Below are 13,301 nucleotides of genomic sequence, written 5' to 3' on the forward strand. Positions count from 1 at the left end.
TACTTACTCCTGTTGCAATTAAAGTAATTATAAGCATTGATAAGTTATCCATTTTCCCTATATTATTATTGACTTTCATTAAATACAAACTATATTGAACTAATGCTAATAATTCTACAAATAACCAAGCTATAAAAAACCTTCTTTTTACTAGCCCTATTAAAACGTCTTTAGACTTTAACTTAATAACTTCATACCTTTTTTCTAAAATCTCTAAATAAAATAAATCTGAAAAGAAAAGAATAGACAAAAGTGAACTATATGGATCAATAACGCCTCCTATTTCATCAGCATATGCTAATGGAAAAATTATAGATAATAGCATTACATATATTATACAAATCCATAACTTATATTTACTAACTACAATTACTAAATCCTGCTTCATCAAAAACGTCTCCTTTTCCAAACAACAGTTGCTATCATAAAAATAAGTATTGAAACTATTAATAATGATATTTGATTAATATACATTCCTAAAGATATTTTAGTTTCAAAAAATATTTCAGGGAATCTAATAAATATACTTAAAGGATGTGTCTTATAATGAATATTACCCTCTAATATTTCTGCACCTATATTAGAATAAAGAATATATAAAATCATAATAGGTATTGTTGGCAGTGGATTTTTAAATATAACTGTTACTAAACTATGAATTGCAAGTGCCATCACTACACTTGGTAAAATAAATATTATTACATATTTAAAAATATCAAACATGGAAGAATTAAATCCCCACTTATATGCAATCTTCATAGCTAAAAAATTATAAAAAAGAGTTATCACAAATATTACTGGAATCATAGCTAAAAGCCCTGCTATAGCTTTCCCCCCAATATACTTTATAGATGATATGGATTTGGTATGAATCAATTCATATATATCTCTTTTACAATCCTTCATATATAATATTGGAAATAACGCTATCATAAAGAATATTAAGCATACTCCAAAATAATCTACAAACTTTTTAGAAAACCACTCAGTATAATTTTCTTCTCCTAGTTTTTCTCTAATATAATTATTTGCTTCTTCTATAGTTGCTTGTTTCATATTAGCATCATAAAAAGCATACTCTGCACTCTTATAGCCATAATTTTCATCTAAATATTTAGCAAAATCCTCTATACTAATTCCTCGTTTATACTCTTTAATTACCTCTTGAGCTTCATTAGGTTCTACATCTAATTCTTCAACTAAATTCTTATAAATTGTACTTAACGCCAGTTGTTCTTTTTCTTTATTATTTACAGGAATATATCCATTCATTATATCTGCATCTGAAATGCTATTTTCATCTAAGGTAACAATTTGGCTGTCATTCTCAAAATATTTTACATCTAAATATTGACATAGATTCACATATACATAGAAACAGCATAGTATTAATCCAATATAATAAAAGGGTTGTTTTATTATATCTTTAATAGTCATTTTTATTATTCCTCTCATATCCTTTGCCTCCATTCTTTATTTTAAATTTTACCCTAAACTCCAAATCCCATTTATATATTTTGCCTTCACTACTTATCTTTAAGTTTATTTTAAATTCTAAATATCAAAAAAAAATCAACTTTTGTAATTTTACAAAAAAAATTCCACCCTATTATTTAGGTGAAATTTTTTACAAATATAAAGTTATACTAACTATTGCTCCTCCATCTGCTGCATTATAAACTTTTAAATCTCCATCATATTTATCACAAAGCAGTTTAGTTATATAAAGCCCCATTCCCATATGTCCTGAAGCATAATTTCTGTTTTTTCTTATCTTTTCACTGTCTATTTCATTAATTATTTTACTTTCAAAGCCACAACCATCATCCTTAACAATTAATATAACCTGTTCATCTTCTATATTGATATTTATAGAAACTTCACTGTTAGCAAACCTAATTGCATTGGTAATAATATTTTCATAAATCTCTAAAAATATGAACTTATCAATATTAATTTCAAAATCTTCTTTAAATTGATTATGTTGAACCTTTATATCAATTCCATTTTTCTTATAAAACACTTTGTTTTCTTCTTCAATATCATAAATTATTTTTAGTGCACTTACCTTTTCATCTTTTCTATCTCGTAGTTTTACCTCATCTGCTCTTCTCATATATTCCACAAATTCTTTCAATCTTGCAATTTGAACATTACATTTATTAAGTTCCGCTAGCACCTCTTCTTTGGATATGTTGTCTTCTGGATAAAACTCTAAAATAGTTTCTACATACCCCTCTAATACCATTAGTGGAACTCTTATATCATGAGCTATTGATGCATGAAACTCCTTTTCTTCTATAATTCTATTCCACATTTTCTGATTATTATCTATCAATTGAATTCTCATCTTATCAAAAGATTTACACAGCTTACCAAACTCATCCATATAATCATACTCAATTTCAAAATCTAAATTATTGTTAAATATTTCATTTGCCCCTTTTTCTAGCAACGCTAATGGTTTTTTAAGCTTTCTCTTAAAAAATAAATATGATGTTATGCTATTTAAAGTTATCGTTATTATTAATAATGTCCATGTTTCTAAAAAGTCACATATCTCTACTATAATATTATCTGATTGACTCATAAAGCTTGAGCTAATCCTCGGTGCTTCTGTTATATATCCATAATACTTATTATAAAAATCATATATTTCCTTATACTCTTCTATGGTTTTATATTTACTCCATATACTATTTTGTATAATTCTAGCCCCATTCATAACTCCTATAGATATGATAACTGATAATAATGATGATATAACTATATAATAAATTAGACTCTTTTTAATTGATAATACCCTTTTATTTAGATATTTCCTTATCAAAGCTTTTCCACCTATATCCACTACCCCATTCTGTTTCGATAAAATTTTCATCTGTAAACTCATAAATCTTTTTTCTAATTCTTCTTATATATTCAGTAACTACTTTAATATCACTATCATTTTCCTCATGCCATAATTTTAAAAATATATGTTCTTTGCTAAATATTTGTCTTTCATGTAATGCTAATAACTCTATTATCTCATATTCTTTTTTAGTTAAATCTAATCTTTGTCCATTTATAAATACTTCCATTGAAATAAGGTCTATACTCATACTCCCTGTATAAATCATCTTATGAGAATACTTTGATCTCTCTTCTCTTTTTAAATTAGAAACTATCCTAGCTTCCAATTCCCTAACACTAAATGGTTTAACAATATAGTCATCTCCACCAACTAATAATCCATTTACTTTATCTTCTTCTGTAGCTCTTGCTGTTAAAAATAAAATAGGACTTTGAGTAAAATCTCTTATTCTTTTACATACATCTATACCATTTAGTTTAGGCATATTAACATCTAAAATAACCAAATCTGGAGTACACTTCATTTTATCTAATGCTTCTTTTCCATCATATGCTGTATATATTTCATATCCTTTTAATAAGAAATAATTTGAAAGCATATCTATTAAATCCAAATCATCATCCACAATTAATAGCTTTGCCATTTTACCTCCTATATACTTCTTTTTTAATTAAATACTTTTACCTTAACCTAGCTTATCTCTTATCCTTAAATACTTGACCTGCATGATCTCAATATCAATATACTGGAATTTATCATAAATCCAAAAATTTTAATTCATGAATTAATAAAATTTCTTTTTACTGATATTCAAAATCTCATTTTCCTATTTCTCTTAATGCTCACATAAATCCCAAAAACAAACATAATTTATCAATAGTTAAACTTCGTACAGTTAAATATTCTCTTTTATCACAAACAAGAACTTATAATTTAACAATATAACAAGAAACTTAATAAGTGGCTACCTAATGCAAATTCTAATTTAATACTAACATAAAATTGTAAATTATTCCAATTTTGATTTGTAGTTATTTAAGACAATAAAAAAAATCCTTATTTAATATTAATTGAGACTATTATTATAAAAATGAGATTAGTAAATTTGAATGTATTAGGATCAGTATCCGAAAAATTTGAATTTACAACGTTAAGCCAATATTTTTATTAATTAATTGTATAATTATATCTAAATTCTCAATTTCTATCTTATTTCCTCTAGTTGAATAATTTAAATTAGGTATTTCTTCTAATAATTTACTTATATTAATAGGCCTAAATACTTCTATAGTTGAAATATCAAGATATAATGCTCCATTATGATTAACTCCGTGCCTAACTTCAGGTATCTTAAATTTTTTAGATTTTTTTACTATTGCACTTGCAATTATTTGCCTATCAAACTTAAATAAAACAAGCGTATCTCCTGATATATTCATTCCATTTCTATAATATAAAAATTTACCTTTTTCATTAACTAAATCTTTTAAAAAAAATTCTCTTTGAACATATGCGTAAGCTTTATTTTTAAACCTTGGTTCATCTTTACTCATAGCAAATATTTTTATTTCTTTACAACTTAAATTTTCATCTATCATTTTTTCCCTCCAATTAATATTATTTAAATATAAGTCTATATAGGTTTAACTTGTACATAATACCTTTTACCTAAAGTTATATTTTTATGAACTGCTAGTTCTGATTTTATGTATCCTAACTCTTCAAGTTTCTTTAATTCCCTTGATACTGTTGTTTCAGTTATAACCAGCAAACTACTTAAATATTTAACTTTAATTATCCTATTTTCATAATACTTATTTATATATAACAACAAAAATAATATAAGCTTCATATTACTATTCAAATCTTTATCAAAAACATATAAATTAGGAACATAGATCCCTTTAAATTTAATTTTAGATACATCTTCTAATAAACATTTATTTAAATTATCTTTTTTTGTCATAACCTAAACCTCCTAAATCCTAGAATACTTTTATAACATAGTTCCTTAGTAGTAAATAAAAAATATATAAGAATAACCAACAACAAATTATAGGAACCCTATATAAAAATATTATATTTAAATGTCTAAAAATAAAATATATATCAAAGCTAGTAATTTCAATGGTTTAAGATGTTTTATATTTATGAAATTATTCATGAATACGAGAAAATTACTTATTTTGGAAATTACCTTCATTAGTTTTTTACCTCCTTTACTTATTTTCTTTTAAATCTTATTTTTAGAATTTTTTATAGCACTTTAATATTCTAATACCTGTTAAATTTACTCTTCTTATATAGGCTTATAGACAGCTTGTACATTATTAATATCAATTATATTTTTATTCGTATTTCTATTAAAATTATCCTGGAATATTTCTTTAAAAGTTTTATGGCCATGAAACTTCTAGCCATAAAACACGAACATTAATTTTTTATCATGGTGGTGAACCTCTATTAATCTCCTTATTATTTTCAATTCTGTTGAATTTATAATTTTCAAAATTTATTTGTTGCAGATTTGTACCAGCTTCTATTTTTTCAAATTCAAATTTTAATTGTAATCCATTTACTACTTTAGTTCCTTCTATAACTCTTGCATTTTCTTTTCTATTTGTTCTTTCTTCTTCTAAATTTACTACTTTTCTACTCTTATAATATAATGTTATTCCATTTTTATTTTTAGTTAAAAATCCTAACTTCTCTAATTCTTTTAAAAAATTATATACACTTCTTTCATTTTTAAAAGCTAAATATTCAGCAATTTTTACAACGCCTAAACTTATAAATGCTCCATATGAGTTGCTTGAATATGCTTTAACTATTAACATTAGTACCTTTCCTATTTTTTGATCTAATATATCAACTGCATTTTCTATATAATTAAGTGGTAATCTATATATTGCCTTTCCTCTCTTTACAGTTAACTTAAATAATCCCTCTTTCTTTTCTAATGTTCCATTCACTTTCTTTGCTAGTTCTTTTAAAGTTGCTACTTTTATTCCAACTTCAGCTATATTAAAGTATCTACCAAAAAGATTTTGTTTTTCTAGTTCTAAATAAGCTCTATAATGGCGTACTGATCCCTTGTTGTTATAAATAGATTCAACTATATTTCTTGCAATATAGATGCTATTTATTGCCTTTTTACAGACATTACAACCAAGGCTTAATCCTTCTTCTTCAAAAAGCATTTTTACTTTATCACAAGAAAAATTAGTCCCATTTCTTTTCAATGATTTATACTTATTTTCAACTGCTCTTAAACTTTCATCATGTTTCCATTCTATAGCTTTTGTTCTTAGGACTTCCTTAATTTCATTTTCACTATAATTAGCTTCACTTAGTCCTAATGCTATGCTTACTAAGAAATTATTTCTGTTCCCTTTATCCATTATTGGCATATTTATTAGTGCTTTCACACACTCTCTAGTACATTCCATTCCTGGTAAATTTAAAACTTTAGTGCTTTTATTTTTATATTCTTTTATAGATTTTTCAACTTTCTTTTTTGCCTTTTCATAAAGCCTAGTCATTGCAATTGATTGAATACCAGGTAACATTAATTTTCTTATGTCCCTTTGTTTCTTAGTTAATTTTACTCTTGTTAAATGACCTGTCATTAAGTGCATAAATTCATCTACTGAAACATAATTAACATATCCACCCTTATAATAAGATCCTGGAGTTTTTATTAATCTGTAGCTTGAATTAACTACGCTTTCATCTACGAATTTTAAGCCCAGTTCTTCTTTTATTCTTTTATACATTTCTGTATAAATTCTATGTACATTTTTACTTGGCTTTAATCCAAATACTTTTGGATTAACCATTATATAAACTGACTTTGAATTATTTATTATAATAGTAAAATCTTCTTCATTTACATTTAATTCCTTCATTAAATACTGAAGGTATTGAGCTACTTCAAATAATACATCAAAATTTTCCTTCTTTTTTGATGATTCAAATTCAAGTGTAAATGGATAATATCTATCATCTAATTCTTCAGTTCTTAAATTTCTATTTTGTTTATTTAAGAAGGTACAAAAACTTTGAAGGCTCATATGACTAAGTTCTTTATTCCATCTATTTTTTATTGGATATTCTAATACTTTTTCTATATGTGTTTCATATTTTTTTTCAGCTCTATTTTGAGAAAATTCTCCTGAAACTACTTCATTAATCCCAAAATAATTTTGAACTTCGCCATATTTATTTATCAAATTATATATAAACATTTGCTCTATAAAATTACCTTTATCCTTCAAAGTTTTTCCCTCCTTTCATCTGATAAATTATGATTTTTGGTATAGTTTCCCCCTCCCCACAATCTATCTATTTAAATTGCTCCGTAATATTTTCCGACAATAAAAAAACTCTTAGGTATTTCTACCTAAGAGTTATATATCAAAACTTATGTTATGCTCTTTAAAATCAAATTGAAAATTATCCCAAAACTTCTTTTGGTTTCCTCCTGTCAATTTGTTATTTTTTATATTGCACAAATTTTCACCTTATGCTAGAATATAAGCATAAAATGAATTTAAAGTTCCAACACTCTGTTTTTTGGTAGTTGCTTTACCAGTTTCAGTTATATAAATTAAGATGTTTGGCGACATTTTAATTTATCGTTCGGACTTGAAATATGAAGAAGAAATTCTTCTTTTTTCTAAATTATATTACATTTTTAGAATTAAAACAATATAATTTAGGCAAAAAGTAGCAGTAAATTTTATTTACTGCTACTTTTAAATTTTATATATCTTCTTCAATTTCTATAATATTTTTAAAGTCAATTTCTTTAAAGTCGTCATCCGTCATACCTTTAAGCTTTATTACAATTTCATTTATTTCAGATTCAATCTCAACTTCATCTACATTTTCTACTACAGATTCCAATTGATTAATTAATTTAATTCTATCATCACAATTATAAAAACTCATAATAGTTAATTCTTCTTTATTAAAGCTCTTTTTCATTTACTTTTCCCTCTTTCTTTTCTAATTTATTATTATAATCATCAGCTTTTTTACTCGCATCTTCAACTATATCTTTTATATCTTTACTATTATTTTTATCTAATTTCATATTATCATTTATTAATTCTTTTCCTCTTACTAAATCTACTGTCTTATTTAAATCAAAATATCTTGCTATTTCTTCTCCACTAAAATAATACCCACTTCCTTCTCCATCATTAGGAATATATGTATTATCTTCTCTAGCTTCAAAGTGAACTTCAAACTCTCCTTTTTTAAATCCTTCAACAAAAAAAGATGTTCCTCCCTTTATAAAAGAACCATCCTCTAATTTCAAGTCATCTTTCATTGTATATTCTTTAGCATTATATTCTAGCTGCTCTATTTCACTACCAACAACTTTATTTATCTCTTTACTAAGAAAATCATTTAACTCTCCATATAATTTTAACTCATTTTTTAACTCTTCAATAGATTGATGTTGACTTTCTTCTGAAGAATATTTTATATCTTCTTTTAAGTCAATAATTCTCCCTTCAATATATCCCTTCTCTTTTTGTAAATCTATAAAATTTTGATCTCTTTTTAAATCTAACTCTGAATAACCTGATAATTCTATTTTTAAGAAATCATCAAATGAAAATACTGCACAATTTCCTTCTATAAAATCATGATCATTTAATTCATCTTTAAATCTTTCTACAAAAGTATCTAACTTTAATCCTTGCTTCTCCATCAACATTTTATCTTCTTCTGATATTTTTTTTTCATATAATTCAACTAATTTTGGAGTATTAATACTTAAAAATTTCTCTTTTTCTTCATTATCCATTATACAAGTTCCTATGTTTAGTTTTTCTAACTTACTTTCTTCACTTATATTAAAATCAGTTTTTTCAGTTTTATATTCTGATTTTTTTAAGAATATTTCCTTTAATTTCTCCAATATATTAAATTTCATAACTACGCTCCTTACTCTCTTTATTCTCCAATTTATTGTTATGATCTTCAGCTTTTTTACTAGCTTCTGAAATTATCTCTTTAATATCTTTATTATCATGGTCTATTTTAATTTCTTTATCTTTAAATAACTCTTTATAATTAATATCAATTTTATCTATTAAAGAAGCAGCAGTTTTTTGAATTGTATCTAAAGATTTCTTAAGTTCCCCTAACTCTTTATCACTACTCCATCCAGCTAAGTATCCAAAACTATAATCAGATGTATCTATTCCATAATAATTACTAACTATAAATGCAATACTTTCAGCTTCAACTTCTTTAGTTTCTCTACTCTTTCCATCTTTTATTGTATGTAACTCTGCATGAGCCATTTCATGAAGAAGCGTCTTTATTGTTTGAACTTCTGACATATTTTCTTTAACCATAATTCTTTTTAAAGCAGGTGTGCAATATCCTTTTGCTTCTCCTTTTATGCTTCCATATGCAACATTAAAACTTGTACTATTTTCTAATGCTTTCTTAAAATTACTATAATCATTTACACTCCCTTTTAACTCTTCAGTCAAGCTTGGTAATGGCTCTCCACTAGTCTGACTTATATCAAAAACATAGGTTATTTTATATTTAGGAATTATTTGCTCTACTTCTTCTATAACTTTTTTGCCATCTACGTATATGAAATTACCTTTTTCATCTTTTTTATATTGTTGAACTTTTTTCTTAATTGGAGATGGTGCAAAAATTTTTATTCCTTTTTCACCTTTATTGACTTTTCTTTTAAATGTATTCCACTTATTAAATCCAGCTACATAAGTTGCTTCTGGTTTCTGCATCATTATTAATATAGAATTTCTAAACGAATAATTATGGAACTTAGACATTACTTTTAAAAAGTTTTTATATTTATCACTCTCAAACAAATCCTTTATTCCATCTTCAAGTTTTTCACTTAATTCTTTTACTTTATCTTCATTAGAAGATTTTATATTTTTTTCATATACCATATTTTCATCACCTACTAGTCTTTTTTTAGTTTTATAAAAAAACTTATCCTCTCTTAACTGCTGACTATTATCCATAACTTCATACTCAACACTATTTAAAAAGTAATTACCGTTTTTTTTTAATCCCTCATAAATTTTCACTACATTTTCTTTCACATTTATAAGATAATTTATTTCATCATTCAAATTCAATTTATCAGATATCCTTTCTAAATTCTTGATATCCTGCTTTAGTTTGCTTATATCTTCATCAGAAAAATTTATGTCATTCATATTACTTATATCAAATTTCAATTCATCTAAATTTATTCCATCTAATCTAGCTTTATTATAAATATCAACCTTTTCATTTAATTCATCTTGAAACTCATTAAAAATTAACTCATAAACAAGTAGATCTTTATAATTATCACAATTAATATATTTTATAAAAGCATCTATTGTATTTTTTCTGTATTCATATAAAATAGGTAACGCTTTATAATCTAATATTCTATGATAAGCCTCTATATCCACATTAGCTAATTCTTGCATAGATATTTCAAATTTTTCTTCAAGCTTTTCAATTTCCTCTATTGATTGTTTTTCTAAATTAATATCTAAATTCTGTATAGCTCTTTTAGAAAAAATCCCTATACTTTTAAATTGATTAAATGTAGGAAATACAGATACTTTTTCTGTAGTATATTCTTGCTCTATGCCAAACCTTTCTCCTAAAATCAATATTGCTTTCCCTTGATCTACTCCTTCTATTTCACTTACCAAGGAAATTACATCTCCCCCTTTTGAAATTCCCCAATCTCTCCATATATTTTTACTTGGATTTATTGAAAAAGATGGTGTCCTATCATTTTCTCTAAGTCGTCCCCACCAGTTCTCACCCTTTGCTTTTAAAACTATTCCATAATGAGAACATACATCTTGTATCGGTATTGCTTTAATTTCATCAATCTTATAATACATTCCTCCTTCTCCCTCCTAAAAAAAACAATAATAAAACACCAGGTATCTTCCTGGTGTTAATTATCCTTCTAATTCCATTTTGTATATATATATTTTCTCATATAGCCAAGTTAGAGTACTCAATATAAGTTCTGCTCCTATTTGCATCAAAATTACAAATATGATTCCAAATATATATGCTGAAAAAGTATAATAATCTTTTTTAAACAAAGTCCAAATAGTAGGTATAATAAATAATAAAAGAAAAAATCCTCCAATACGTTCTATTATTGATTTCATACCTTCAAATACTATTATTATTATTTTTAAAACTATTAATGGTATGCTTAAAATAGTTTTTAATAATATACTTCTCATTTCTTCCTCCATAGTTTTTTATTTTATTATATCATCAAAACTCTAACTTGAAATTAATAAATTTCCCTGTATCTTCTAAAACTACAGTTGCATCATATTTCTTATCTTTTTTTACTGAATATAATCCTTTAACTTCTGCTTTACCATCTTTAAGCAATTTTTTTGCAATACTTTTATTTATTTCTTTCTTTGCATTAGTAAAAAATTTATCTTGCTTCCAAAGTGTAAATCCACATTCTTTTCCACCTTCGCAATAAAAATTTAATTTCCCTTCATAAACATTCTTATTGCATCTAGGACATTTACCTATAATTTCTCTTTCTTTACTTTTAACAAATTCCTTATTTAAATTTCCTTTAGCATTATTTATTAGGCTATTTATATATACTTTTATTTCTTCTAAAAACTCACCTTCTGATAATTCACCATTATTTATTCTCTCTAGCTCATATTCCCACTTAGCAGTTAATTCAGGTGATTTTATATCTTCAGGTAAAATCTTCATCAATTCTTTTCCTTCTATTGTTGATATAAGCTTTTTGCCATCCCTTTTTACAAAACCTTTCTTTATTATCTGCTCAATTATTCCCGCCCTAGTTGCTGGCGTTCCTAAACCTTTGCTTAAAGATTCTTTAAGTTCTTTATCATCTACCAATCTTCCCACATTCTCCATAGCCGATAATAACGTATCTTCAGTATAATATTTAGGTGGTTGAGTTTTCTTAGCTTCTGAAGATAATTCAACATTTTCAAATCTCTGTCCTACATTCACCTCACCTTCAAAACTATTTTTATCTTCTTCTATTTCTATACCCAATTTTTCTTTCATTAATTTTTCTATCAACTTAAAACCATTATCTAATATTTGTTTTCCTGAAAACTCAAATATTTCATCTTCTATTCCCAAATCTATTTTTATATTAGTCTGTTTTATAGGCTTATAAACGCTTTCTAAGAGCTTGTACGCAACTAGGTATAATATCTTCTCTTCACTATCTGTAAGGCTTAAATCGTGCTTTAAAACTTCGTTAGTAGGTATTATTGCATGGTGATCACTAACCTTTTTGTCATTTATAATGCTTTCTAATTTAACTGCTTCAATTTCATACTTTTCCCTTAAATTTTCTCCTAAAAGATTTGAATTTACTAAATTAATTATTAAATCTTTTGTTTCATTTTTCATATCTTCCGTCAAAAATTTACTATCTGTTCTTGGATATGTTATAATTTTCTTTTCATATAAACATTGAGCTAAATCTAATGTTTGTTGTGCTGAAAAACCTAGCAATTTATTAGCTTCTCTTTGCAGAGATGTTAAATCTAATAAACCGCTAGGTTTTATATTTTTTTCTTCTTTAATAACATTTTTTATTATTGCATCTTTACCATTACACTTATTTACTATACTATAAGCTTCAGTTATTCCATCAAATTTTTTAGCAGCTATAAATAATCCAGTATCAGCCTTTACAACAAAATATTGTTTAGGTTCAAAATTTTTAATTTCTTCATCTCTTTTTACAATTAAATTTATAGTTGGTGTTTGAACTCTACCTACATTAAGCATTTTATTATATAAGCCTGTATATAATCTTGTTGCATTTAACCCTACCAACCAATCTGCCTTACTTCTGCAAAAAGCTGACTTATAAAGACTTTCAAACTCTCTCCCATCTTTTAATTTACAGAAACCTTTTTCTATAGATTCTCTAGTCATAGAACTTATCCATAATCTTTTAATAGGTTTATTACTTCCTATTTGATTATATACTAGCCTAAATATCAGTTCTCCTTCCCTTCCAGCATCTGTCCCACAAATCAACTCTTCTACATCATCTCTATTAGCTAACTCTTTTATAACTCTAAATTGATCTTTGGTTTTACTTGATACTTTTGTTTTCCATTCTTCAGGAATTATCGGCAATGTTTCTAAATTCCACTTTTTATACTCAACACTATAATCTTCAGGCATTGCATTTTCAACTAAATGCCCTACACACCATGTTACTAAATAATTATTACCTTCATAATAACCATTCTTTTTTTCACTTGCTCCAATGACTTTGCTTATCTCTAAAGCTACACTTGGCTTTTCAGCTATTACTAATTTCACTCCCAATTTCTCCTTTCTTATCTATGTATTACATGTAATATTACATTATACTCTT

Annotated in this window: 12 protein-coding genes; all 12 read right to left on the reverse strand. The window is 25.5% G+C overall.

Going from position 1 to position 13,301, the window contains the following annotated elements:
* The coding region (locus tag TY07_RS09685) for a hypothetical protein (RefSeq protein ID WP_042398828.1) at positions 1-388 on the reverse strand (388 nt) is incomplete at its 3' end.
* Entirely contained in the window at positions 388-1,455 is a 1,068-nt protein-coding gene (locus TY07_RS09690; protein ID WP_042398831.1) for an ABC transporter permease, read from the reverse strand. The genes TY07_RS09685 and TY07_RS09690, both read right to left, overlap by 1 nt.
* Positions 1,456-1,627: 172 nt before the next feature.
* Positions 1,628-2,830 (reverse strand): HAMP domain-containing sensor histidine kinase, encoded by a 1,203-nt coding sequence (locus TY07_RS09695; protein ID WP_042398834.1) that lies wholly within the window; start codon positions 2,828-2,830, stop codon positions 1,628-1,630.
* On the reverse strand, positions 2,808-3,500 hold the full coding sequence (locus TY07_RS09700) for a response regulator transcription factor (protein WP_042398837.1): 693 nt from the start codon (positions 3,498-3,500) through the stop codon (positions 2,808-2,810). Before TY07_RS09700 ends, TY07_RS09695 begins: the two co-directional genes overlap by 23 nt.
* Positions 3,501-3,999: 499 nt before the next feature.
* The gene (locus tag TY07_RS09705; protein WP_042398840.1) at positions 4,000-4,455 is read right to left on the reverse strand and encodes a hypothetical protein; all 456 of its coding nucleotides are present in this window, start codon (positions 4,453-4,455) and stop codon (positions 4,000-4,002) included.
* 35 nt (positions 4,456-4,490) lie between these two features.
* Positions 4,491-4,823 (reverse strand): cyclic nucleotide-binding domain-containing protein, encoded by a 333-nt coding sequence (locus tag TY07_RS09710; RefSeq protein WP_042398844.1) that lies wholly within the window; start codon positions 4,821-4,823, stop codon positions 4,491-4,493.
* A gap of 478 nt (positions 4,824-5,301) precedes the next feature.
* Positions 5,302-7,134 carry a hypothetical protein gene (locus tag TY07_RS09715; protein WP_042398847.1) on the reverse strand — a complete coding sequence of 611 codons (1,833 nt, stop codon included), beginning with the start codon at positions 7,132-7,134 and terminating at the stop codon, positions 5,302-5,304.
* 487 nt (positions 7,135-7,621) lie between these two features.
* Positions 7,622-7,846, reverse strand: coding sequence for a transposon-transfer assisting family protein (locus TY07_RS09720; protein WP_042398850.1), 225 nt, complete (start codon positions 7,844-7,846; stop codon positions 7,622-7,624).
* On the reverse strand, positions 7,830-8,807 hold the full coding sequence (locus tag TY07_RS09725; RefSeq protein ID WP_042398853.1) for a hypothetical protein: 978 nt from the start codon (positions 8,805-8,807) through the stop codon (positions 7,830-7,832). The genes TY07_RS09720 and TY07_RS09725 overlap by 17 nt, the downstream gene beginning before the upstream one ends.
* The gene (locus tag TY07_RS17270; protein WP_052330673.1) at positions 8,797-10,776 is read right to left on the reverse strand and encodes an ArdC-like ssDNA-binding domain-containing protein; all 1,980 of its coding nucleotides are present in this window, start codon (positions 10,774-10,776) and stop codon (positions 8,797-8,799) included. The genes TY07_RS09725 and TY07_RS17270 overlap by 11 nt, the downstream gene beginning before the upstream one ends.
* Positions 10,777-10,836: 60 nt before the next feature.
* The gene (locus TY07_RS09735; RefSeq protein ID WP_042398856.1) at positions 10,837-11,133 is read right to left on the reverse strand and encodes a hypothetical protein; all 297 of its coding nucleotides are present in this window, start codon (positions 11,131-11,133) and stop codon (positions 10,837-10,839) included.
* A 34-nt stretch (positions 11,134-11,167) separates the two neighbouring features.
* Positions 11,168-13,246, reverse strand: coding sequence for a type IA DNA topoisomerase (locus TY07_RS09740; RefSeq protein WP_042398858.1), 2,079 nt, complete (start codon positions 13,244-13,246; stop codon positions 11,168-11,170).
* Positions 13,247-13,301: the final 55 nt, after the last annotated feature.

Origin of the sequence: Clostridium saudiense, from assembly GCF_000577815.1 — a bacterium.
In the GTDB taxonomy this organism is placed as follows: domain Bacteria; phylum Bacillota; class Clostridia; order Clostridiales; family Clostridiaceae; genus Clostridium; species Clostridium saudiense.